Source organism: Paenibacillus sp. FSL P2-0121 (assembly GCF_037975345.1).
GTDB lineage: Bacteria > Bacillota > Bacilli > Paenibacillales > Paenibacillaceae > Paenibacillus_AQ > Paenibacillus_AQ odorifer.
In genome coordinates this window covers 5481233-5506483 of the sequence record NZ_CP150245.1, presented here as the reverse complement: position 1 = coordinate 5506483, position 25251 = coordinate 5481233, and the positions used below count along the sequence as shown (strand labels likewise).

Annotated in this window: 16 protein-coding genes; 14 read left to right on the top strand and 2 right to left on the bottom strand. The window is 46.0% G+C overall.

Annotated features, from left to right (window positions below):
• Positions 1–137 precede the first annotated feature (137 nt).
• The 4 genes from hisS (at position 138) to MKY54_RS24310 (ending at position 5580) form a co-directional block, all read left to right on the top strand.
• Positions 138–1391, top strand: coding sequence for a histidine--tRNA ligase (gene hisS / locus MKY54_RS24325; protein WP_036677635.1), 1254 nt, complete (start codon positions 138–140; stop codon positions 1389–1391).
• A 55-nt stretch (positions 1392–1446) separates the two neighbouring features.
• Positions 1447–3225: an aspartate--tRNA ligase gene (gene aspS, locus MKY54_RS24320; RefSeq protein ID WP_076130396.1), complete on the top strand. Its 1779-nt coding sequence runs from the start codon at positions 1447–1449 to the stop codon at positions 3223–3225.
• Positions 3226–3286: 61 nt separating this feature from the next.
• On the top strand, positions 3287–4042 hold the full coding sequence (locus MKY54_RS24315; RefSeq protein ID WP_076130395.1) for a tRNA threonylcarbamoyladenosine dehydratase: 756 nt from the start codon (positions 3287–3289) through the stop codon (positions 4040–4042).
• 239 nt (positions 4043–4281) lie between these two features.
• The gene (locus MKY54_RS24310; RefSeq protein WP_036677630.1) at positions 4282–5580 is read left to right on the top strand and encodes an NCS2 family permease; all 1299 of its coding nucleotides are present in this window, start codon (positions 4282–4284) and stop codon (positions 5578–5580) included.
• A gap of 55 nt (positions 5581–5635) precedes the next feature.
• On the opposite strand, the gene MKY54_RS24305 is transcribed toward MKY54_RS24310, so the two are convergent.
• Entirely contained in the window at positions 5636–6403 is a 768-nt protein-coding gene (locus MKY54_RS24305; RefSeq protein ID WP_339188207.1) for a hypothetical protein, read from the bottom strand.
• Positions 6404–6903: 500 nt separating this feature from the next.
• Here MKY54_RS24305 and MKY54_RS24300 point away from each other — a divergent pair, with 500 nt between their 5' ends.
• The 10 genes from MKY54_RS24300 (at position 6904) to MKY54_RS24255 (ending at position 23489) form a co-directional block, all read left to right on the top strand.
• On the top strand, positions 6904–9087 hold the full coding sequence (locus MKY54_RS24300; RefSeq protein WP_339188206.1) for a UvrD-helicase domain-containing protein: 2184 nt from the start codon (positions 6904–6906) through the stop codon (positions 9085–9087).
• Between the two features lie 391 nt (positions 9088–9478).
• The gene (locus MKY54_RS24295; protein WP_076129667.1) at positions 9479–9760 is read left to right on the top strand and encodes a CD3324 family protein; all 282 of its coding nucleotides are present in this window, start codon (positions 9479–9481) and stop codon (positions 9758–9760) included.
• Between the two features lie 294 nt (positions 9761–10054).
• On the top strand, positions 10055–11359 hold the full coding sequence (locus MKY54_RS24290) for a replication-associated recombination protein A (protein WP_076281197.1): 1305 nt from the start codon (positions 10055–10057) through the stop codon (positions 11357–11359).
• A gap of 379 nt (positions 11360–11738) precedes the next feature.
• Positions 11739–12755, top strand: coding sequence for an ABC transporter ATP-binding protein (locus MKY54_RS24285; protein ID WP_076129669.1), 1017 nt, complete (start codon positions 11739–11741; stop codon positions 12753–12755).
• Entirely contained in the window at positions 12742–13677 is a 936-nt protein-coding gene (locus MKY54_RS24280) for an ATP-binding cassette domain-containing protein (RefSeq protein WP_036677615.1), read from the top strand. The genes MKY54_RS24285 and MKY54_RS24280 overlap by 14 nt, the downstream gene beginning before the upstream one ends.
• A 4-nt stretch (positions 13678–13681) precedes the next feature.
• The gene (gene opp4B / locus MKY54_RS24275) at positions 13682–14644 is read left to right on the top strand and encodes an oligopeptide ABC transporter permease (protein ID WP_036677612.1); all 963 of its coding nucleotides are present in this window, start codon (positions 13682–13684) and stop codon (positions 14642–14644) included.
• 27 nt (positions 14645–14671) lie between these two features.
• Positions 14672–15577 carry an ABC transporter permease gene (locus MKY54_RS24270; protein ID WP_076129671.1) on the top strand — a complete coding sequence of 302 codons (906 nt, stop codon included), beginning with the start codon at positions 14672–14674 and terminating at the stop codon, positions 15575–15577.
• A gap of 19 nt (positions 15578–15596) precedes the next feature.
• A complete protein-coding gene (locus MKY54_RS24265) occupies positions 15597–17447 on the top strand; it encodes an oligopeptide ABC transporter substrate-binding protein (RefSeq protein WP_076129672.1) in 1851 nt (616 codons plus the stop codon).
• Positions 17448–17739: 292 nt separating this feature from the next.
• The gene (locus MKY54_RS24260) at positions 17740–20472 is read left to right on the top strand and encodes a glycoside hydrolase family 9 protein (RefSeq protein WP_339188201.1); all 2733 of its coding nucleotides are present in this window, start codon (positions 17740–17742) and stop codon (positions 20470–20472) included.
• A 32-nt stretch (positions 20473–20504) separates the two neighbouring features.
• Positions 20505–23489 (top strand): glycoside hydrolase family 48 protein, encoded by a 2985-nt coding sequence (locus MKY54_RS24255; RefSeq protein ID WP_081393676.1) that lies wholly within the window; start codon positions 20505–20507, stop codon positions 23487–23489.
• A gap of 368 nt (positions 23490–23857) precedes the next feature.
• Here MKY54_RS24255 and mnmA read toward each other — a convergent pair whose 3' ends face one another.
• A complete protein-coding gene (gene mnmA / locus MKY54_RS24250; protein ID WP_076129704.1) occupies positions 23858–24979 on the bottom strand; it encodes a tRNA 2-thiouridine(34) synthase MnmA in 1122 nt (373 codons plus the stop codon).
• Between the last annotated feature and the right edge of the window lie 272 nt (positions 24980–25251).

The window sequence follows — 25251 nt, the reverse complement described above, 5'->3', positions numbered from 1 at the left end:
GTGGTGTATTATTGGTTATGATAATCCCTCGTCCCTGTTTTTTTATAAAACAGGGCGAGGGATTTTTTGCTTTTTCTGCAATAGAAACAGATGAAGAGAACAGCTTTAGAGGGGTTATTTTTTAGGAGGGATAGACTGTGGCTAAAGAAAGATTCGAGAAACCAACAGGAACGCAGGACGTGCTTCCGGGTGCTGTGGAGAAATGGCAGTATATTGAGGGGAAGGCCAGAGATTTATGCCGCCGTTTTAACTACCGGGAAATTCGCACACCTATGTTTGAGCACACAGGGTTATTCGAACGTGGAGTAGGCGAAACAACGGATATCGTGGAAGGTGAAATGTATACGTTCAAGGACAAAGGCGACCGTGATTTGGCTCTTCGTCCAGAAGGAACGGCTGGTGTCGTGCGGGCTTACGTTCAGAACAAGCTATACGGTGAACCTGATGTAAGCAAGCTGTATTATATCGGACCTATGTTCCGTTATGAGCGTCCGCAGGCCGGAAGATATCGCCAGTTCCATCAGTTTGGGATTGAGGCGTTTGGGGCCGTGGATCCGGCTATTGATGCAGAAGTAATCTCTATGGGCTATCAATTCTATAAGGATCTAGGTCTTAAGGATGTAAGAGTGGAGCTTAATTCCGTGGGTAATGCACCAAGCCGTGCGGCTTACCGGGAGAAGCTGCTGGGATTCCTTAGACCGATGAAGGATAACCTCTGCAGTGACTGTCAGCGTCGAATCGAGCGTAATCCGCTTCGTGTGCTGGATTGCAAGGTGGATCAGGATAAATTTACAGATGCGCCTTCCATTTTGGACAGTTTGGATGATGAATGCATAACTCATTTTGAGAAGGTTAAGATGCATCTCGACATCATGGGTGTGGAGTTCACGATTAATCCTCGTCTTGTACGTGGTTTGGATTATTACACGCATACTGCGTTTGAATATAAAGCAGCTGGCATTGGCTCTATTGATACCGTAGGCGGCGGAGGCCGTTACAACGGTTTGGTTGAAGAAATCGGTGGACCGGATCAACCGGGTATTGGTTTTGGGATCGGGCTGGAGCGTATTCTTCTTATTCTGGAAGATCAGAAGGTAGAGCTGGAGACTGCGAAGCCACTGGATGTGTATTTTGTAGCTCTTGGCGAAGAGGCTGACATTGAAATCTCCAAGCAGCTATACTTTCTGCGTAGCCAAGGGTTCTCGGCAGAACGCGACTACCTCGGCCGGAAGATGAAGGCGCAGATGAAGTCAGCTGACCGTATGTCGGCACGTTATACTGCGATTCTTGGCGAAGACGAGCTGAAGAATGGTGTAATTGCGCTGAAGTCGATGAGCACAGGGGAACAGCAGACTGTGAAGCTCGAAGAGCTGGCTCAGGCGTTGGTATAGAAGAAGACTTTTTAAGTAGAAATGTATTTTTAAATAAAAAGGGGAATGGTGAATTATGCAAAGAAGTCATAACTGTGGGCAATTAACACCAGAACATATTGGACAAACGGTAACCTTGAACGGATGGGTCCAGACCCGCCGCGACCTTGGGGGCGTACTTTTTATTGACCTGCGTGACAGAAGCGGTATTGTGCAAGTTGTATTCAACCCGGACTACTCCGGCGAAGCACTGCAAATTGCGGATAAGGTTCGCAGTGAGTATGTTTTGGCTGTCAAAGGAAAAGTGGTTAAACGTGATGAAGAAACCATTAACCGCAATCTGCCAACAGGTGAGATTGAAGTTCAAATTACAGACATCGAAGTGCTGAACGCTGCTAAGACTCCTCCATTCTTCATCGAAGATGGAGTGGAAGTAGACGAATCTCTTCGCCTGAAATATCGTTACCTGGATCTGCGTCGTCCAGAAATGCAAAAAACGCTGTTGCTACGCTCGAAAGCTTCTAAGATTTTCCGCGATTTCCTTGACAGTGAAGGATTTATTGACGTAGAGACGCCAATCCTAACTAAGAGCTCACCGGAAGGTGCTCGTGATTATTTGGTGCCAAGCCGTGTGCATGAAGGCGAATTTTTCGCATTGCCACAATCTCCACAAATCTACAAGCAGTTATTGATGGTGGGTGGCATTGAACGCTATTATCAAATTGCTCGTTGTTTCCGTGATGAAGATTTGCGTGCTGACCGTCAGCCGGAATTTACACAAGTGGACATCGAGACTTCATTCCTGTCTCAGGATGAGCTGCTTGGCATGATGGAGAACCTGATGCAGCGTTTGTTTAAAGAAACTGTAGGAGCGGATATTCAGCTTCCATTCCAACGTTTGACTTATGCTGAGGCTATGGGCAAATACGGTTCAGACAAACCTGACCTGCGTTTTGGATTAGAGCTTGTAGAAATGAACGATATTGTTGCCACAAGTGGCGTAAAGGTATTCGCTTCCGTGATCGAAAAAGGCGGAGAAGTGAAATGTCTAAATGCTAAAGGCTGTGGGACTTGGACTCGTAAAGAAATCGATGATCTCGGACCTTATGCTGCGCGTTATGGAGCGAAAGGTTTGGCTTGGATTCAAGTGAAAGACGGCGAGTTCAAAGGGCCGATTGTCAAATTCTTCACTGAAGAAGAAATTGCCGCTGTGAAGGAGCGTACAGGCGCTGAAGAAGGCGACCTACTGTTGTTCTCCGCTGATACCAAAAAGGTTGTAGCGGACGTTCTAGGTGCCCTTCGTGTCAAAATCGGACGTCAGCTGGGTCTGATCGACGATAACGTGTTCAAGTTCGCTTGGGTGACTGACTTCCCATTGCTTGGTTATGATGAAGATCAGAAACGTTATGTAGCAGAACACCATCCGTTCACTCGTCCACGTGAAGAGGATCTTCATCTGTTCGACACAGATCCAGGTGCAATTCGTGCACAAGCCTACGATATCGTTCTGAACGGTTATGAAGTAGGCGGCGGCTCCATGCGGATTTACAAACGTGAAGTACAGGAAAAAATGTTCCAAGCTCTCGGCTTCTCAGATGAGGTTGCTTACGAGAAATTTGGTTACCTGATGGATGCGTTCGAATATGGTACACCTCCACATGGTGGTATTGCCTTCGGTTTAGATCGTCTAATTATGCTGCTGGCGGGTCGTACAAATCTACGCGAAACCATCGCATTCCCGAAAACGGCAAGTGCAACGGACCTGCTTATGGATGCACCTGCACCAGTAGACGGTTCACAATTGGAGCAACTGCATATTAAGCTGGCTCTTAAACCAAAGAAAGAAAAAGAATAATTAAATAAAGCGGGCAAGGCAGATTTCTGCTTCGCCATAGCTTTTGAAGGAGGCTGACCTCATGCTGCATCAGTTCTCACGTACGGAACTGGCGATCGGACCGGAAGGTCTGGAGATTATGAAGAACAGCACAGTAGCGGTACTTGGTATCGGCGGTGTTGGCGGTATGGCTGTTGAGGCATTGGCTCGTAGCGGGATCGGCAGACTGATTCTGATTGATAAGGATTCCGTCGACATTACCAATGTGAATCGGCAGATCCACGCACTTACTACAACGGTTGGGCAAAAGAAGGCCGAACTGATGGTAGACCGTGTGAAGCTGATTAATCCGGAATGTGAAGCGATTGCGCTGAACATGTTCTATACGGAAGAAACCTATGAGGAACTGTTCAAGCTGAAACCGGATTATGTGATTGATGCCTCGGATACGATTATCTACAAGGTCCATTTGATTAAAGAATGTCTGGCACGTGGAATTCCTATGATCTCAAGCATGGGCGCTGCCAACAAAATGGATCCTACAAGATTCCAGGTAGCGGACATTTCCAAAACAACGTATGATCCGATTGCCCGGGTCATTCGCCAGAAGCTGCGTAAGGATGGGATTAAGAAAGGCGTGAAGGTGGTTTTCTCTACGGAGCCGCCAATGAAGCCACGTCAGGATGTTACGGACAAGATTGTTCCGGAGAATGCGCCGGATCGACGTAAAGCGAAACAACCGCCAGCCAGCAATTCATTTGTTCCACCGGTAGCCGGCCTAATTATGGTCAGCGTTGCCGTGCGTGACTTGCTTGAGGCTGGAGGCGTCAGCTTGTAAGTGAATCGCTGAGCTGAGGCTGTTTCAATTATAGTTATAGGATTAGAGTAATGGACAAAAGGGCGAGTAGCTGGAATCCGGCTGCGTACGCCCTTTTGTTGTCGTTAAACAGGCGGGTTCTGCAAGAAGCAGGCCACAAATAGGCATAATAGCTGAACCGGGATGAACGGCTGATTATTAGATTTATAATCCGGGTAATATCCGCCTGCGGAACTTAATATCAGTGGAGGTTTTTGTACATGAAATCGAATTTTTGGCGAAATAGTGTGGGGCTTGCGCCTGAGAATGACTGGAAACGGGAATGGGCTGCAGGGATTCTCTCCTATTTTGCTTCAGTTTATATTGTTATGGTGAATGCGACGATTCTCCATGACGCGGGGATGCCGCTTAGACCGGCAATGGTGGCTACACTGTTGACCGCAATTACCGGCTGTCTGCTGATGGCTTTTGGCGGGAAGACGCCTATCATCGTGGTTCCCGGGATGGGGATTAACGCATTTTTCACTTATACGCTTGTTCATTCCATGAAACTGGACTGGAGAGAGGCGCTTACTGTAGTCGTTATAACAGGCGTGTTATTCGCTATCGTGGCCTTTACATCACTTTATCGTATTCTTAGTGAGGCAATTCCCCAAAACCTGCAGCATGCCATTACAGTCGGTATAGGGCTGTTTCTGACCTTTATAGGGCTGCAAAAGAGTGGGATAGTGATTGCCCATCAGACTACTTTTGTTGCCATAGGACATTTTAGTGATCCTGCAGTTATTACATCCTGTGTGACTTTATTGCTGGCTTTAGTGTTATTTATCCGGGGAACTAACGGAGGCCTGCTGATAAGTATGCTGGTTGGTACAGGACTAGCCTATCTGCTGGGAGCTGCACATGCACCGGAAAAACAGGCCTCAGGGCATGTATTCTCAGGTTATGGCGGCCTATTTTTCGGTATGGACTGGAGCGGCATTGTGAGCCTGGTGTTCTGGATTGCTGTATTCCTGTTATTGTTAATCGTTGTATTTGAAAATATCGGTCTTGTAGCCTCGCAGACGATGATGGCAGGCCGTCCAGAACGCTTCAAAAGCAGCCTGCGTGCGCTCTCGCTTGCTAATATCGCCGCGGGTCTTTTCGGAAGCAGTCCGGTCGTGGCCGCTGCAGAATCTAATGCAGGAATAGCTGCGGGCGGGCGTTCGGGTCTCACCTCGCTGGTAACAGGGCTTCTATTCGGGGCGACCTTTTTATTCCTACCGCTGTTATCCTATATTCCCGACAGTGCGATCGCACCGATCCTGATTGTGATCGGCGGACTAATGGTACAAAATGTGCGTGAGATGGACTTAAGTGATTTGACCGAGCTGTTCCCGTCTTTTCTAATCATGGTTATGATTCCATTCACCTATAGCATCGTGGACGGTATGGCTTTTGGTTTTATTACCTACCCAATTGTGAAGCTGGCGCTGGGCAAAGGGAAGGAAGTGCCACCTGCGTTGTATGGAATTGCTGGTTTGTTTGTGGCTAACTTTATTTTGCAGGCTGTGCTATAGTGCGGCATCCGGTTTCTTTGATTGCGAGGGACCTGTTACACACTTATTAGCTCTATTAGCCCGCGTTGAAATCAAAGAGGTAAATGCGTGTGCCGCTGATTGGAGTCAAATGTGCGTAGACGTCGAAAAGAAAGGGATAAATACCGTTGAATGGGGCTAAATGTGAGTAGACGACGAAAACAAAGGTATAAATACCGTTGAATGGGGCTAAATGCGTGGAAGCGTCGAAAACAAAGGGATAAATACCGTTGATTGGGGCTAAATGCGCGTAGACGACGAAAACAAAGGTATAAATACCGTTGATTGGGGCTAAATGCGCGTAGACGACGAAAACAAAGGTATAAATACCGTTGATTGGGGCTAAATGCGTGGAAGCGTCGAAAACAGAGGTATAAATACCGTTGAATGGAGCTAAATGCGCGTAGATGTCAGAATCAAAGGGAAAAATACCGTTGATTCGAGCCAAATGCGTGGAAGCGTCGAAAACAAAGGGATAAATACCGTAGATGGAAGCTAAATGTGCCTGGACGTCGAAATTAAAGGCAAAAATGCCTCTGATTGGAGCGAAATGCGAGCGAACGCCGAAAACAGAGGCGAAAATGCCTCTGATGCGAGCTAAATGTGCCTGGACGTCGAAATCAAAGGCAAAAATGCCTCTGATCGGAGCCAGACGTATGCGAACGCCGCAATCAAAAGCAAAAATGCCTCTGATCGGAGCCAGACGTATGCGAACGCCGCAATCAAAAGCAAAAATGCCTCTGATCGGAGCCAGACGTATGCGAACGCCGAAACCAAAGGCAAAAATGCCTCTGATGCGAGCCAAATGTGAGCGGACGACGAAAACAAAGGTATAAAAACCGTAGATGGAAGCTAAATGTGCCTGGACGTCGAAACCAAAGGCAAAAATGCCTCTGATTGGAGCGAAATGCGAGCGAACGCCGAAAACAGAGGCGAAAATGCCTCTGATGCGAGCTAAATGTGCCTGGCCGTCGAAACCAAAGGCAAAAAAGCCTCTGATTGGAGCGAAATGTGTGCGAACGCCGAAACCAAAGGCAAAAAAGCCTCTGCTCGGAGCTAAATGCGTGCGAACGCTGAAACCAAAGGCAAAAAATCCTTTGGTTTGTCCCGAACATTCGGCGCTTGTGCATGCTAAGGTGCACCAAAGGGCTTTAGGTTGGAGAACAACTTATAAGTTTAGTCAAATCATTTGAAAGATTTGGTATTTAAGTGCTGATTGTGCTACAATGGGTATCCTTTTGCGTGAGAAATGGGCGTAGGAGCATGAAAATTTAAGCTCGATAAACTTTTAGGAGGTAACTGAAATTGGAAGACAACTTTCAAAGTGCCTATCAAGAGGAAGAAGACAGGCTGAATCAAGCGCTTACTGAAATTGACACTTTGCTGGAGAAGCTCCAGCAGACACCAGTGTACACGGGACATGACTATACGGAACAGGTGCTGGAAGCGAACCGTGATCAGAAGCGCAAAGATCTTGCCAAGCTTAGGCAGGAGCCTTATTTCGGACGGCTTGATTTTCAAGGCAATGATGAGAATGAACGGAAGGCACTCTATATAGGCAAAATCGGCGTAGACCGCGAGCAGGTAAGCGACCGTCCGCTAGTCATCGACTGGCGCGCACCGGTAGCAAGCCTGTTTTATTCGTTTACCGGCGGTACCGAGCCAGCCTCCTATGAAGCTCCTGAGGGATTAATAGAGGGGCTGGTATACCTCAAACGCAACGTGGTGATTCGGAAGCAAATTCTGGAGCGGGTCGCGGATACGTACAATCGGGAAAGCGATGCACCGATTGTATCAGATGAGTTTCTCGTCTATCGACTTGGGGAGAACAAGGATAATCGTCTACGGGATATCGTATCGACCATTCAAGAGGAGCAGGACAAGATTATCCGTGCTGCCAAAAATACAGCGCTAATCATTCAGGGCGTGGCAGGAAGCGGTAAAACAACCGTTGCACTGCACAGGCTTGCTTTTCTGCTGTATCAATACAAGGATCAGGTTTCTGCGGAAAAAATGATCATTTTTGCACCAAACCGGATGTTTTTGGATTACATCTCGGACGTATTGCCTGAGCTCGGGGTAGGTAATATTGCTCAAAGTACATTTCCGGATTGGGCGGCTAATGTACTAGGACTGGAATTGCCGGAACAGGATGCGACAGAGACGATGAACCGCTGGTTCGAAACCCCTGGCGGCATGCCGGTAATTACAGAAGAGACACCAGGGCGCTTCAAGGGTTCCACGGTGCTGATGGGAATCATAGATTCCAGCATCGAGCTATTAGAAAGCAGCTCTGTACCTGAGGGTGATTTTAGCCCGTGGGAGGGTGCGGTGCTACGCCGTTCTATGATTTTGCGCTGGCATAATGAGGAGTATGCTCCCTATCCTCCAGCCAAGCGCAAGGAACGGGTAATGGCGCGGATTCATCGCTGGATTGAGATGGAACTGAAGAAGAGTCCGTCAGCTGCTGCTATGAAGGATCGCAAGAAAAAAGGCGCGCAGCGAGAGAAGGCTTATAGTGCCAAATGGCCTAAATATGATCCATTAACGATCTATAAGCAAATTTTCCGAGCAGCTAAACTTCCTGAGGATTGGCCGGTTGAACCGCCAGAGGAAATTCCGGCAGCTGTGTTGAAGGAAACGGCAAAAGAGCTGAAAAAAGGCATCATACGTGAAGAGGATTTACCTCCGCTGCTGTATATCCATTATCTTTTGAATGGTGATGAGGGCGTTACTCGCTTTGACCATGTAGTAATCGATGAGGCCCAGGATTTTTCACCTTTCCAAATTGCCGTTCTGGATTTATATGTGCGAGGCCATTCCTTTACGATCCTGGGTGATCTATCGCAGGGCATACATGCCTATAAAGGCGTACACGCGTGGGAAGAGATGCAGACGTTGTTTGCCCCTGAGAACACGGCTTATCACGCGCTGACACGCAGCTATCGTTCTACTATGGAAATTATAGACTTCGCTAATGGAATTCTATCTTCAGGTGTGGAGAGCTCATTGCTGGCTGTTCCTGTGTTTCGTAGTGGAGATCCCGTGCGTATGATCGCCTATGGCGAGGATGCCGGGGAACTGGTGGCTGATGAGCAAGCTCGCTTGCGGACAATAACCTCTGCACTGAAGTCTCTGTCAGGAAGGGAATACCGTACGGTGGCTGTCCTAACAAGAAATCTTCATGAGGCTGCAGAACTATATGCGGAGCTGGCACAGCATTTTGAAGATATTCATCTGATTGATGGCAGTATGACGCAATATCAGGGCGGGTTATCGGTGCTTCCTGTCTATTTATCAAAAGGTTTGGAGTTCGATGCGGTGATCTTAGCAGATGCCGATCAAGACCATTATGGAGCGACGGCTTGGGACGCGAAGCTGATGTATGTCGGCTGTACACGTGCTCTCCATGAGCTGTGGCTGCTCCATAATGGGGAAGTTCCTTCCTATGTGCAAACGGCGATTGGAAGCGATTCTGAGGGAGAGTAAGACTGGTGGAGAATGGTTATAACTGTTCTTGGTCTTGTAACTCCCCCATAGGTATGGCTTAATAATAAGTGTCCGGCCGGGCAAGAACACTTCTGGAAGGAGGCTGATTGAAATGATTTCAGTATACGAGGTGGTTTCCGTTTAAGACGGAAACCTGCTTAAAGCGAGGAGGCCTTTCGGCCTCCTTATTACTAACATAAGAAGTACCACACTTATCCATAAGAACGAAATTTATGAAATCGAATGTAGACGCTACCAAAAGGTTTTTATATAATGAAATTACGGATTTTTCCAAATATGAGGAGAAGAAAGGAGGCAGGTGACGTGATTATAACTAAAAACTTAGTTGACCGACGCATAGGGACACACCTGTTGAAGGAGGAAATGCAAGTTGAGTTATGTAAATGGGAAGGATGTGCTCCCCCCTGGCTTGCTCGAAGAGCTTCAGGGATACATCCAAGGTGAACTGCTCTACATCCCGAAGAAGACGGAAGAGCGGGTTCGATGGGGCGAGAACAGCGGTTCGAGGAAAGAAATAGCGAACCGGAACAAGGAAATTTTCAGTTGTCATCGAAGCGGTGATTCCGTAGCGGAGCTTCAGAAGAAGTACCATCTATCGGAAGAAAGCATTCGTAAAATCATATCAAAAATGCGGCTGGCAGTAAATTGCTAGCTTGCAATTCAAGCATAAACGCCTCTGGTGTCCTTAGAAGGACGGTAAGCGTTATGCGAGAAATCATAAGGATAAAGTGTAGCGTGAAACCTATACTTTCTTATATTTTGAAAAAAGAGCATGGCTCCCGCCTTTCTAAGACGAGATCATGCTCTTTTTATTTTGGCGTAAAATAAGTCTATGCTGATACTGTTACCTTGACCCGGCAGGGCATCCTAATCCTTCCCTGTGATATGGTATGATAGAGAGGATTTACATTGAGCTTTTACAAGAATATAGCAAGGAAGTGGAGTTATGGATTTATTTTCTTTCGGAGAGGACACCGGGGGCGGACGGCTGCTTGCGGACCGGATGAGACCGGAGAATCTTGATGAATATATTGGTCAAGAGCATATCATAGGTCGGGGGAAGCTGCTGCGAAGAGCGATTGAGGCGGATCAAGTCTCTTCGATTTTGCTCTATGGCCCCCCGGGATGCGGCAAGACGACACTCGCGCATATTATTTCTCATCACACGCAAGGAGAGTTCGTACGTCTGAATGCGGTGGAAGCTACCGTGAAGGATGTACGGGAGGTTATTGAGCGAGCTCAGAACAATCAAACATTGTACGGCACTAAGACGATCCTGTTCCTGGACGAGGTGCATCGATTTAATAGCTCACGCCAGGATGCGCTTTTGCCAGCAGTAGAAAAAGGGACTATTACCTTCATTGGAGCGACTACAGAGAACCCGTTCCATTATGTTAATGGGGCGCTTATGAGCCGCTCCACCTTATTTCAGCTGGAGGCATTAACGAGTGAACACAGCTTGATCGCGATGCGCAGAGCCTTGGCGGACAAAGAGAAAGGTCTTGGATTTATGGAGCTTCAGGTCGATGAGGAGGCTTTGTTGCATATTGCAACAATGGCTAATGGAGACATCCGGCGGGCACTAAACGCGCTGGAGCTGGCAGCCCTGACTACCGCGCCGCAAGTTGATGGAAGTGTTCATATCACGCTGGAGGTGGCGGAGGAATCCATTCGGCGCCCCATTGTGAAGGCTGATGAATCTACGCAGTATGATGTGCTATCCGCTTTTCATAAAAGTATTCGTGGTTCCAGCGACGCCGCGTTGTTTTGGTTTCTGTATGCGGTAGAAAAGCTTGGAATGGACCCTATGACTTTTATTCGGCGCCTGATTGCAGCCAGCAGTGAGGATATCGGCTTGGCTAATCCCCAAGCTATGGTTCAAGCGGTGAGTGCGCTGGATGCGTATCGAAACAATGGTTGGCCAGAGGCGAAGCTGAACATTGCCCAAGCTATTCTTTTTGCAGTGGAAAGTCCGAAGTCTAATGCTGTGGTTATGGCTATTTCCAATGCAATGGCAAGTATGGATGAGATCAAATCAGCGGAGGTACCGCTGCATCTGCGTGATACGCACTATAAAGGTGCAACTGCGTTAGGGCATGAAGGATATCAATATCCGCACAATTTTCCGGGGCATTATGTGAAGCAAGAGTATTTGCCTAAGGAGATTTCTCAGCATGTTTTTTATCAAGCTACTGAGCAAGGCAATGAGATTAAGATTCGTCATAATCAAAAGCTTCGGCGGGAGCAGTGAGCAGCTAGCGACTGTAATACCTTCCAATTTCATGCTGGAAAGCCAAAGATTTTAACTTTCAGTCGAACTAAATAATTCCCAAAAAAAGGCGGCCTAGAGCCGTTTTTTTGTTGCCTACGTTACTTTTAATCACATCGATTGAAAATTTTTTATAGGAAAAGATTGATAATTTACCATAAGTTAATTAAAATGAACTACAAAGTTACGAGATGTTCATTTTTATTTCCGATTGAACTACTGGTAGTATTCTTAACAGTGTTAATTATCATCACATTGGTTATTTCAAAATGTTTCATGAAAATCAACACTATTTATATCAAAATTTACATAATATTTTCATTGTGTTAATTTTGAAATCCTTGTCGTTAGGGTGATGAATATGGGCGAAGAACTACTAGAAATCAAAAATTTGTCGACATCGTTCAGAATTGCAGACGACTATTATGCTGCGGTTGATGATGTTACCCTGTCTGTTCGCAAAAATGAAATTCTGGCTATCGTTGGAGAATCTGGTTCAGGAAAAAGTGCGCTCGCCTTTTCCATTATGGGGCTGCATACCAGAGCCAGAATTGACGGACAAATCAAATACAAGGGCCAGGACATCGTTACTATGTCTCCTGCTGCACTAAACAAGCTGCGCGGCCAAGAAATGTCTATGATTTTTCAAGATCCTTTATCCGCTTTAAACCCGCTAATGATCATCGGTTCACAGATTGAAGAAGTACTTATCCTACATGATTCCAAGCTTTCTAAGAAACAGCGAAAAGAGAAGGTCATTGATCTTTTGACCAAGGTTGGAATTTCCCGTCCCGAGCATACATATCAGCAATACCCCCACGAATTATCCGGTGGCATGAGGCAGCGGGTGGTTATCGCCATTGCGATAGCCAATGGACCCAAGCTTTTGATCGCCGACGAGCCTACCACAGCACTAGATGTGACTATCCAATTACAAATCCTTGAACTTATTAAAAAATTAAAAAACGATATGGAAGCAGGCATTATCTTAATCACTCATGACTTAGGGGTTGTAAGCGAAATGGCTGACCGTGTTGCGGTGATGTATGCCGGACAAATCGTCGAAATCGCAGATATTTTTACGTTGACGTCTAATCCGAAACATCCATATACGAGATCCTTATTAAACTCCATTCCAACGGCAAAAGAAGAAAAATCCAGGTTGCATGTGATTCAGGGGATTGTTCCACCACTGCAAAACCTTCCGCGTAAGGGCTGCCGTTTCTCGGCACGGACGCCTTGGATTCCTGAATCGGAGCATGAGGAGAACCCACAGCTGCATGAAGTCGCACCCGGACATTTCGTTCGCTGCACCTGTTATAACAATTTCCATTTCCCTGATACTAACGAGGAGGCAATCCACAATGGGACTTCTTGAGGTTAAAAATTTAGCAGTACATTTTCCGATCCACGGCGGTGTTTTTCGAAGGGAAGTTGGCGTAGTTAAGGCTGTCGATAATGTTAATTTTACCATTGAAGCTGGGCAAACCTATGGTCTGGTTGGTGAATCTGGTTCCGGAAAGACGACAACGGGTCGCGCGATTATAGGTCTTAATTCTATTACTAGCGGCAGCGTGATTTTTGAAGGGCAAGATTTGGCCTTGAGGGGTGTACGAAAGCAAAGAAATGTCCGCAAAGACATTCAGATGATCTTTCAGGATCCGTACTCTTCCTTAAATCCTAAGAAGCGTGTACTCGATATTATTGCAGAACCGTTGCGTAATTTCGAAAAAATGTCTCCAGGGGAAGAAAAACGCCGGGTGCAGGAATTGCTTTTACAAGTAGGCTTAAGTCCTGAGAACATCCTGAAATATCCGCATGAATTTTCTGGCGGCCAGCGGCAGCGGATCGGAATTGCCAGAGCAATTGCACTCAAGCCAAAACTTATTATTGCTGACGAGCCGGTATCTGCGCTAGATGTCTCAGTACAGGCACAGGTGCTTAACTTCATGCAGGACATTCAAAAAGAGCTGAATCTTACTTTTCTATTTATCAGTCATGATCTCGGGATCATCAGGCATATGTGCGATCACATAGGGATTATGTATAAAGGACGACATGTGGAGCAAGGGACTGCTAAAGATATTTTTGACAATCCTCAGCATATTTATACCAAACGACTCATTGCCGCCATTCCTGATATTGATCCGAAACAGAGAGAAAAGCAGACGGAATTCAGAAAATCAGTAAGCAAGGAATATGAACAAGCGCACCGGAATTATTTTGATGAAGAAGGCATGGCTTATCCATTAAAATCAATTTCCGAGACTCATCTGGTAGCCTTGCCTGAGAAAGGTTGAGAATATGTGGAAGATTATCGTTCGTAGAATTCTTATAATGATCCCTCAAGTAGTTCTATTAAGTATTCTTGTTTTTCTTATGGCGAAGGCGATGCCTGGTGACGCACTCTCAGGAATGCTCGATCCGAATATTGATCCGGCGGCCATTGATGCGATGAGAGAAAAGCTCGGTCTAAATGATCCATGGTACATCCAGTACTGGGATTGGATCACTAAAGCGATACAAGGGGATTTCGGCCAGTCCTTCCGTTTCAAAATGCCGGTCTCAGAGCTAATCGGACAACGCCTGATGAATACCCTTTGGCTGGCGATTGTTACGCTGATTCTTACATACCTTATTGCTATCCCGCTTGGTATTACCAGCGGACGTTATAACGATTCGTGGCTGGATCGCTTGATAACTGGCTATACCTATATTGGATTTGCTGCACCGTTGTTTATTTTTGCACTTTTAATGGTATGGGTTTTCGGATTTCATTTTCATTGGTTTCCTACCAGCGGCAGTGTCAGTCCCGGGGAAGTTCCAGGTACACTAAGTCACTTCTGGAGTAAATTCTATCATCTGCTTCTGCCTGCGCTATCTATGGCGCTAATTGCAACGGTTGGGACCGTACAATATCTGAGAAATGAGATCATTGATACGAAGCAAAAAGATTTCATTCTCACTGCTAGAGCTAAAGGGGCTTCAGAGTCACGCGTATACAATCGTCATATTTTGAGAAACTCCTTGCTGCCGATCGCTGCATTTTTTGGATATGAGATCACTGGGCTAATTGGTGGTACGGTGTTCGTTGAAACGATCTTCAGCTATCCAGGAATGGGTTTGCTGTTTCTAAGTTCGATAACGATTCGGGATTTCAGCGTGGTAACAGCCCTCGTTCTTCTGTATGGGGTTGCTTCCATCGTCGGTGCGTTGTTATCAGACATTATTTTAAGTATCGTAGATCCTCGTATCCGGATTAAATAAGAAGATGAACACTTTGGGGTGAATGAAATGGCAAAGACGAGCGCAGAGATAGCTCTGCTGCAGGAAACTGATAAAAGTCCATCGGGCTTCAAAATTGTTTGGCGGGAGATGGTGCGGGATAAGCTGGCACTGGTCTCATTGATTTTCCTATTTACGATTATTGCTGCTGTATATGGGATCTCCTTATTTTTAGATCAGAAAGAAATTGTCACGGTTGACTTATTCGCCCTATATGAGAAGCCTTCGGCTGTGCATTGGCTGGGGACTGATTATGGAGGACGGGATGTATTCGGTCAATTAATTATAGGAACACGAAATTCCATGTCTATTGCCTTTATGGTTACATTTTTTACGGGAATTATCGGTATTCTGGTAGGTTTAGTCTCAGGTTACTTTGGTGGAACGGTAGATAATGTCGCGATGCGTATTGTGGATTTCTTCATGATTCTACCTTTTCTAATGATTGTTATAGCTTTTGTCAGCGCAGTTCCTAAATACAATACGTTGACCTTCTCCTTTATCATGACAGCATTTCTTTGGATGGGGATTGCCAGGCTCATTCGTTCCAAGACATTACAAGAGAAGGAATTGGATTATGTTCAGGCATCTAAGACCCTAGGCTCCTCCAATCTAAAAATTATGTTTACGCAAGTTCTGCCGAACTTAAGCTCAATCATTATCGTAACAATGACCTTGAATCTGGCAGCTAATATTGGATTGGAATCAGGCCTATCCTTTCTAGGTTTTGGTTTTCCAGAAAGTACACCCAGTCTGGGTACTCTAGTAAGCTATGCGAGAAATCCGCAGACTCTTGAGTTCAGATGGTGGATCTGGTTACCCGCATCATTGCTGATCCTGGTATTGATGTTGAGTATAAATAATGTGGGTCAAGCGCTTAAACGTGCGACCGACGCAAGACAAAGAAAAGGATAATAAGGGAGGAAATGATTAAATGAGAAAAGCCATTCGTTCAAAAGCTTTACTAGTTTCATTAATGTTTGTAATGTTGTTCGCTCTTGCGGCTTGCGGCTCCAAGAACAACAACGAAGCGGCTGAATCAACAGCAGCTCCTAACGCCAGCGCACCTGCGGCAACCGCAGAAGCAACGGCCGCGCCTGAGGCAGAAGACGGACTTTATAACATTAAAGATTTCAGTAACGTTAAGACTAACCAAGGTGAAGCTATTGACGGAGGGACAATTACATTTGGACTTGTTTCCGATAGTCCATTTGAAGGCACTTTGAACTGGAACTTCTATTCTGGAGATCCAGATGCTCAAGTTCTGAACTGGTTTGATGAAGGTTTGTTAACTTGGGATAAAGACTATGTTTATACTAATGATGGTGCGGCTACTTATGAAGTTGCAGAAGATGGACGTACCTTTACCTTTACGATTCGCGACAATGTAAACTGGCAGGATGGTAAGCCAGTAACGGCTGAAGACTGGTTGTTCGCCCATGAAGTTATTGGTAATCCTGCTTATGATGGTCCTCGTTACGGTTCTGACTTCACTAATATTGAAGGCATGGATGAGTACCATTCCGGTAAGGCCAAGACCATATCCGGGATTAAAGTGCTGGGTGATAAGAAACTGCAAATTACTTATAAGCAATCTACACCTTCCTTGTTAACGGGTAGCATATGGATTTATCCATTAGCCAAACATATCTTTGGCGGCATGGATGTTGCCAAAATCTCCTCTTCCCCTGAAGTCCGCCAAAAGCCAATTGGCTTCGGAGCTTTTAAAGTAGAGAGTATCGTTCCTGGTGAGTCTGTAGTATTTGTTAAGAATGAAGATTACTGGCGCGGAGCCCCTAAACTGGATAAAGTAATTTTGAAGGTTATCAACCCAACAACGATTGTACAAGAACTGAAATCTGGTGGAGTTGACTTGGTGGATTCCTTCCCTATTGATCAATACCCTGATAATGCAAAGATGTCAAACGTTGAATTCCTGGGTTCGGTTGATCGTGCTTATACGTATATAGGCTTTAAGCTTGGTAAATGGGATGCAACGAAAAAAGAGGTTGTTACCGATCCTAAAGCTAAAATGGCGGATGTGAATCTTCGTAAAGCAATGTGGGCAGCGGTTGACAATGATACTGTTGGTAAAAAGTTCTATAATGGTCTGCGTTGGAATGCGACTACCTTGATTCCACCCTCCCATCCTGAATTCCATGATGCTTCCAATCCAGGTGTAGCTTATGATCCAGAAGCAGCTAAGAAGATCCTGGATGACGCTGGTTACAAACTAAACGGTGAATTTAGAACGAATCCAGATGGCAGCGAGCTGAAGATTAATTTCATTTCGATGACTGGTGGAGACATTGCTGAGCCGTTGGCTCAATATTATGTACAATCCTGGAAAGCGATTGGTCTGAATGTAACTTTGGAGATGGTAGAGTTTAATACTTTCTATGATCGCATAGGTCAAAATGGTGAGGATGATCCTACTGTTGATGTGTACCAAGGCGCTTGGGGTGTAGGGATTGACGTTGACCCATCAGGTCTGTATGGCAAAGATGCAATCTATAACTTCCCGCGTTACTCGAGTGCAGAGAACGATCGTTTGCTCTCCGAAGGGATCTCCGAGGCTGCATTTGATGTAGACAAACGTAAAGAAATCTATAAAGAGTGGCAACAATTTATGGTTGACGAGATTCCAGTATTCCCAACACTTTATCGTGCTGTAATAGTGCCGGTTAATAACCGAGTCCTGAATTATTGGGCTGTTAGTGATGGAGTTGGAATCTATTATAACGACATTGCGGTTTCTGCAGATAAAGCTGCGGTAGCTCAGTAAGAGGGGATTAATGAACAGCAGTTCAAGGAGAGATCCTGAGCTGCTGTTTTTTATTTTTCATAAAATTAACAATAATTCCTATATTTTGTGCATTATTTACTGTAAAAATATAGTGTTTTAATGAAATATATGGTATATTTTGGGTGAGAGCGAAACTTTCGCTTAAATATAGCTCTTAGAGTGAGGTGAGTGGATGATCGCAATGACGGGTACCTGATTCAAGTGAGGGAGGTGTTACGGGACTGAGGTGTAATCTTTCTTGTGGCATTCACTGAAGAGAGGGGCAGTAGAAATGATCAAGAGGTATAGGAAACAAGGACTGGTGTTCAGTTTGTTGTTTGCGCTTACATTTTGTTCAAATGCTGCATTTCAACCGGCGATAGCAGAGGCAGCGGCCGGAGACTACAACTATGCGGAGGTTCTACAAAAATCTATTTATTTCTACGAAACACAGCGGTCTGGTGAATTGCCAGATAACAATCGGGTGGAATGGCGGGGCGATTCCGGTCTTTTGGACGGGGCGGATGTGGGACATGATCTGACTGGTGGTTGGTACGATGCCGGTGATCACGTTAAATTCGGTTTGCCTATGGCTTATTCTACAACGATGCTGGCGTGGTCAGTTTATGAGTACAAGCAAGGATATGAGGGGTCTGGGCAGCTGGAGGAAATTTTAGACAATATTCGCTGGGCAACCGATTATTTTGTGAAAGCTCATACCGCTCCTAACGAGCTGTGGGGACAAGTTGGTAACGGAACAACCGATCATAATTGGTGGGGACCCGCAGAAGTCATGCAGATGCAGAGACCTTCCTACAAAATTGATGCCACTCATCCCGGATCAGATCTTGCCGCAGAAACAGCTGCAGCGTTAGCTTCAGCATCCATTATTTTCAGGGATACGGATGCCGTATACGCGGACAAGCTGCTGCTGCATGCTAAACAGCTTTACAATTTTGCAGACACTTATCGCGGCTCCTATTCCGACAGCATTACCGACGTCAAACAATATTATAATTCTTGGAGCGGTTACGCGGATGAATTGAGCTGGGGGGCTGTCTGGTTGTATTTGGCGACTAACGATCAGCAGTATCTCAATAAGGCTATTGCAGCAAGCGATCAATGGGGAACGAATCAGGCTGGAAACTGGGGGTATCAGTGGACACAGTCTTGGGACGACAAGCATTATGGCGCTCAATTACTGTTGGCACGAATCACCGGGCAGACCAAGTTCATTCAATCCACTGAACGGAATATGCAGTATTGGACGACTGGAGTTGGTGGAACAAGTGACCGTGTTGCCTATACACCTGGCGGACTAGCCCATCTGGATCAATGGGGCGCATTGCGTTATGCAGCCAATCAGGCTTTTATGGCCTTCGTTTACTCAGACTGGGTGAGCGATCCGGTGAAGAAAGATACGGCGCGCTCTTTCGCGGAGAGACAAATTACGTATATGCTTGGTGACAATCCACGAAACAGCAGTTATGTTATCGGTTTTGGTAACAATTCTCCTCAGCATCCCCATCATCGAACCTCACATGGATCATGGAATGATAGTCAGAGCGTTCCGGTAAATCATCGCCATGTCTTGTACGGAGCGCTAGTTGGAGGCCCGTCCAAAACAGACAGCTACACCGACTCCATTAACGATTATGTCTCGAATGAAGTTGCAACCGATTACAATGCAGCTTTTACAGGAGCTATTGCAAAAATGGTGCTGCTGCATGGACAAGGGCAACAGCCGCTTGCACAATTTCCACCTGCAGAGACACGTGAAGATGAGATGTTTGTCGAAGCCTCTGTGAATGCTAGTGGCAGCAATTTCGTAGAGATTCGAGCATTGCTGAATAACCGTACGGGCTGGCCGGCAAGGGCCAGTAAAGAGATGTCTTTTAACTATTATGTGGATCTTAGTGAAGCGATAGCGGCTGGTTATGGTCCTGAGGATATTACGGTTACAGCGGGAGGCTACAATCAGGGTGGAACGGTGTCTGCACTTCAGCCTTACGATGCAGCTAACCATATCTACTATACTAAGGTTGATTTTACAGGTACTTTGATTTATCCGGGTGGACAATCTGCTCATCGTAAGGAGATTCAATTCCGAATTGCAGCTCCGCTGAACACTAACTTCTGGAATAATGCTAATGATTTTTCATTCCAAGGGGTGGCAGCTCAAGGAGTAACTCCTGTAAAAACAGCGAACATTCCGGTGTTTGATGCAGGTGTACACATGTATGGAGAACTTCCAGCGGGTGGCGGACAACCTGGAGAACCTCAAGTCCCTGCACGTCCGACTAATGTTCAGGCTGTAGCAGGTAATGGGACTGTCCATTTGACTTGGAGTGCGATTAGCGGGGTCAGTGAATATACCGTTAAACGCAGTGAAGTGAGTGGAGGCCCGTATACGGTGCTTGAGAATGTCACGGGAACGGATTACATGGATAGTGGACGGGTGAACGGAACCACTTATTATTATGTGATCACTGCCACGAATAGTGTAGGGGAGAGCTTGCCATCTATACAGGTTAGTGCTAAACCCCAAGAACCGACACAGCCCACAACGGGAAATTTGAAGGTGCAATATCGTACGAATGATACGAATGCCAGTGATGGACAGCTGCGCCCTCAGTTCCGAATTATGAATACAGGAACCGAGTCTGTGGCACTTAGCGGCTTGAAGCTGCGTTATTATTTCACTGTGGATGGGGATAAACCACAACAGTTTCATTGTGATTATGCTGTAGTGGGCAGTGGTAATTTAAGCGGCAGTTTTGTTAAGCTGAATCCCGCCAGTACGGGCGCGGATTATTATCTGGAGATTTCTTTTGGTGCAGGGGCTGGAAGTATAGCGCCTGGTGGAGATAGCGGCGAGATTCAGGCTCGCACCAATAAGACGGACTGGACGGCTTATAATGAAACGGATGATTATTCCTACAGCGTGGTTCAGCAGACATTTGCCGATTGGAATAAGGTTACACTTTATCAAGGTGAAACACTTGTATGGGGCTTAGAACCATAAATATATCCAAGAGAGGGAGCTTGCCTAAGATGATGAAATTGAGCTTAATAAAGAAGCCTGTTTCTGTAATAATGGCCGCAGTCCTGTTTCTCTCACTCATGACCGGTCTATTTAATTTTAGACCTCAGACTGCTCACGCTTCAACTAACGAGCAGACGCGATTTCTGCAATTATATGCGCAGCTAAAAGACCCCGCAAATGGTTATTTCTCTGCCGAAGGAGTACCTTATCATGCGGTAGAGACCTTGATGAGTGAAGCCCCTGATTACGGACATATGACGACCTCGGAAGCTTACAGTTATTGGATGTGGCTTGAGGTACTCTATGGTTATCACACAGGGGACTGGACTAAGCTGGAATCAGCTTGGGACAACATGGAGAAATATATCATTCCTATTAACGAAGGTGATGGCAAGGAAGAACAGCCAACCATGAGTTATTACAATCCGAACAGCCCGGCTACGTATGCAGCGGAGCATGCTCAGCCGGATCAGTATCCAAGTCAGCTAGGTGGCCAGTATACAGCAGGTAAAGATCCGCTAGATGCTGAATTGAAGGCGACGTATGGCAACAACCAGACCTACTTGATGCACTGGCTGGTAGACGTGGACAACTGGTACGGCTTCGGCAACTTGCTGAATCCTACGCATACAGCCGCTTATGTGAATACATTCCAACGGGGTGAACAAGAGTCCGTTTGGGAGGCGGTCCCTCACCCGTCTCAAGATGACAAAACGTTCGGAAAAGCAAACGAAGGCTTCATGAGCCTGTTCACAAAAGAAGCTAACGTGCCTTCCGCTCAATGGCGTTACACGAATGCTACAGATGCCGATGCACGGGCAGTACAAGCAATGTACTGGGCTAAAGAGCTCGGCTACAACAATACAGTGTATTTGAATAAAGCTAAGAAAATGGGCGATTTCCTGCGGTACGGTATGTATGATAAATACTTCCAAAAAGTAGGAAGTGCAGCTACTGACGGCACCCCTGATGCCGGGACTGGCAAAGATTCCAATCAATATCTTCTGGCTTGGTATACCGCATGGGGCGGTGGACTTGGAGCAACAGGAAACTGGGCTTGGAGAATCGGTGCGAGCCATGCCCACCAAGGGTATCAGAATGTCGTGGCTGCCTACGCACTTTCTGATTCGGATGGTGGTCTGATTCCGTCATCAGCTACAGCTGGGCAGGATTGGGAAAACTCTCTGAAACGTCAATTGGAATTTTATACTTGGCTGCAGTCCTCTGAAGGGGCAATTGCCGGTGGAGCGACCAATAGTTATCAAGGCGCCTACAAGGCTTATCCAGCTGGAACCAGTACTTTTTATGGCATGGCCTATGACGAAGCTCCAGTCTACCACGATCCTCCATCCAATAACTGGTTCGGAATGCAGGCATGGAGTGTGGAGCGGGTAGCGGAGCTGTACTATATCCTTGCTTCTAACGGAGACACTACATCTGAAAACTTCCAAATGGCAAAACAAGTTATAGAAAATTGGGTAGATTGGTCTAAAGATTATGCCTTTGCCAACAAACGTCCAGTTACGGATGCAGAAGGTTACTATCTGAACAGCCAAGGAAATCGAATTCTTGGAGGCGCCAATCCACAAGTGGCTACAGTCTCTGCACCAGGAGAATTCTGGATTCCAGGTAATGTGGAATGGACAGGACAACCTAATACGTGGAATGGCTTCAGTGGTTCTGCCGCAAACAGTAACCTGAAAGCCGTAACTAAGAGTCCAAGCCAAGATACAGGTGTACTGGGCAGCTATATTAAGGCACTTACCTTCTATGCGGCTGGCACCAAAGCTGAACATGGCAGCTACAGTACTCTGGGAGGAGAAGCTCAGGTACTGGCTAAATCTTTGTTAGACACGGCATGGGGTTATAACGATGGAATTGGTATTGCAACTACCGAAAGCCGTGCAGATTATTCTCGCTATTTCACTAAAGAAGTCTATTTCCCAAGCGGCTGGACAGGTACATTCGGCCAAGGAAATACGATCCCTGGTACATCAACAGTGCCTTCCGATCCTGCTAAAGGCGGAAATGGGGTATATGCAAGCTATACCGATATCCGTCCAAATATCGTAAATGACTCCAAGTGGCAATATCTGCTGGACAAATACAATACTTCTTTTAATAAAGTGACTAAAACTTGGGACAATGGAGCCCCTGAATTTACCTACCATCGCTTCTGGTCGCAAGTAGATATGGCAACTGCTTATGCAGAATACGATCGACTGATCAACAGCAGCGTGCCTACTGAGCCAGTAGCTCCAAAAGCACCTTCTAAACCAAGTGCGGTCGCTGGTAACCAAGTTGTAGATCTTAGTTGGAACAACGTAACTGGAGCTACAAGCTATACTGTGAAAAGAGCTGCAACAACTGGCGGTCCTTATAGCGATGTGGCTGTTGTCACTCAAGCTACTTACAGTGATGCTTCCGTGGTTAACGGTACGGATTATTACTATGTAGTTAGTGCTTCCAACGTGGTTGGGGAGAGTCCGAATTCCCCTGAGGCACACGCCAAGCCTATGGATGTACCGATTCCGGCACAAGGAGATTTGGTGGTGAAGTATCGGACAAGTGATGCCAATCCGGGAGATAATCAGTTCCGCCCGCAGCTGCAAATTGTTAACAATGGGGATACGGCTGTAGCGCTTAGCGATGTAAAGCTGCGGTATTATTACACGATTGATGGCGATAAACCTCAACAATTTAATGTTGACTATGCTAACATCGGTGGAAGTAATATACAGGGAACATTCGTGAAGGTAGACCCTGCCAAAACTGGAGCGGACTATTATTTAGAAATCTCCTTCGGCGCAGGTGCAGGCAGTCTTGCACCGGGAGCCAACACGGGTGATATCCAGATCCGGGTCAATAAAACGGACTGGAGTAATTACAACGAGGTTGGAGACTACTCTTATGACCCTACCAAAACATCGTACACGGAATGGAATCATGTGCCGTTGTACTTGAATGGTGCTCTAGCATGGGGACTTGAGCCTTAAAGTCTAAATGAGGGAAGCCCTAGCTATTTGGCTGGGGCTTTTTTTGTTATTGGCTGGTTAGCGACTGCACTTCGACTAATTGTGGCTTCATGTCCATTTTAATTGTATTTCCTACAACTAAAATAGGCTCTAGCCGCGCCAACGTAATTTAATTGCACTTCATACAACTATTTATCAGTATATGGATACTTATTGAGATATAAGCTCAGTTTAACTGTACAATGTGCAACTAAAACCCAAAAAGAAATAAAAAAGCACGAAATAGCTGTATTAAATACAACTATTTCGTGCTTTTGGTATGTTAGTTAGATATTGTGAGTTACTACGAATACTTGTAGATCAAGCTTTTATAGAAGCTTGGTTTACATTCACACTTGTGCTGAAGGAACAACCTTCTCCGCGTATTCTATCGTTCCGCCGCCGAGACATTGCTCGCCGAGATAGAAGACAACAGCTTGACCAGGTGTGATCGCTTTTTGTGGAACATCAAAGGCTACATTAATTGTTCCATCTTCACGCGCTGTAAGGGTCACGCCTTGATCTGGCTGGCGATACCGGAATTTGGCGGTGCATTTCAGCGGCTCTTGCCCAAGCGCTTGACCGTCAATCCAGTTAACACCGGAAGCAATCAGGCTAGTGGAGTACAGGCTGTGGTGCTTGTCTCCTTGTACTACATAAAGAATGTTGCGGCTAAGATCTTTTTCAGCTACAAACCACGGTTCGCCGTTGCCAGAGCCACCAATACCAAGGCCTTGGCGTTGGCCTAACGTGTAATACATAAGTCCGTCGTGGCGGCCTTTGATCTCTCCAGTTACTATGTCAACCATATCGCCAGCTTGTGCCGGGAGATATTGGCTGAGGAATTCGCGGAAGTTGCGCTCGCCGATAAAGCAGACGCCTGTGCTATCTTTTTTCTTGGCAGTGTAAAGTCCTGCTTCTTCAGCAATTCTCCGCACTTCAGGTTTCGGCAGATGTCCAATAGGGAACATTGTTTTAGAGAGTTGATGTTGCCCCAGTGCATTCAGGAAATAGGTTTGATCCTTATTGTTGTCTACGCCGCGGAGCAGCTTATACACACCATCTTCTTCTATAACACGTGCGTAATGTCCAGTTGCGACATAATCGGCACCAAGCTGAAGAGCTTTGTTCAAAAATTCTCCAAACTTAATCTCGCGGTTGCACATGACGTCAGGATTTGGCGTCCGGCCGGCCTTATATTCATCGAGAAAATAAGAAAATACCTTATCAAAGTATTCCTTCTCGAAATTAACGGTATAGTAAGGAATATCAATCTGCTCGCATACGCGGCGAACATCCTCTGCATCGCTTTCGGCCGTACATACTCCGAATTCGTCGGTATCGTCCCAGTTCTTCATGAAGATGCCGATGACGTCATAGCCCTGCTGCTTGAGCAGAAGCGCCGTGACGGAGGAATCGACCCCTCCGGACATGCCGACGACGACACGGGTGTCTTGTTTTGCTTTTGTCATCGTAATCACCATTTCTGTACCCAAAATACCGGTCATTCATGGAACACCCGGCTCAAAATGTATTATAACATACCTGTCTACTCTAAACCTCTGAAATAAGAGACTGGAAACAACAAAATGTCCACCTGGGGTGAACATTCTCGTAAAATGTTTTGTTTTCCATTTCATTTGTGACTTCGGATATGATAACATAAACTGAGAGTAATTATCGGAATACCTTGATATGACAATCCAAATGACTTGCCGAATCAATAGTATACAATAATCAGACA

Coding starts and splice junctions, on each gene's coding strand:
- MKY54_RS24315 (WP_076130395.1), top strand. CDS start 3,287: ATGCTGCATCAGTTCTCACGTACGGAACTGGCGATCGGACCGGAAGGT.
- MKY54_RS24270 (WP_076129671.1), top strand. CDS start 14,672: ATGGCAAAGACGAGCGCAGAGATAGCTCTGCTGCAGGAAACTGATAAA.
- opp4B (WP_036677612.1), top strand. CDS start 13,682: ATGTGGAAGATTATCGTTCGTAGAATTCTTATAATGATCCCTCAAGTA.
- MKY54_RS24280 (WP_036677615.1), top strand. CDS start 12,742: ATGGGACTTCTTGAGGTTAAAAATTTAGCAGTACATTTTCCGATCCAC.
- MKY54_RS24285 (WP_076129669.1), top strand. CDS start 11,739: ATGGGCGAAGAACTACTAGAAATCAAAAATTTGTCGACATCGTTCAGA.
- MKY54_RS24290 (WP_076281197.1), top strand. CDS start 10,055: ATGGATTTATTTTCTTTCGGAGAGGACACCGGGGGCGGACGGCTGCTT.
- mnmA (WP_076129704.1), bottom strand. CDS start 24,979: ATGACAAAAGCAAAACAAGACACCCGTGTCGTCGTCGGCATGTCCGGA.
- aspS (WP_076130396.1), top strand. CDS start 1,447: ATGCAAAGAAGTCATAACTGTGGGCAATTAACACCAGAACATATTGGA.
- MKY54_RS24310 (WP_036677630.1), top strand. CDS start 4,282: ATGAAATCGAATTTTTGGCGAAATAGTGTGGGGCTTGCGCCTGAGAAT.
- MKY54_RS24255 (WP_081393676.1), top strand. CDS start 20,505: ATGAAATTGAGCTTAATAAAGAAGCCTGTTTCTGTAATAATGGCCGCA.
- MKY54_RS24260 (WP_339188201.1), top strand. CDS start 17,740: ATGATCAAGAGGTATAGGAAACAAGGACTGGTGTTCAGTTTGTTGTTT.
- MKY54_RS24265 (WP_076129672.1), top strand. CDS start 15,597: ATGAGAAAAGCCATTCGTTCAAAAGCTTTACTAGTTTCATTAATGTTT.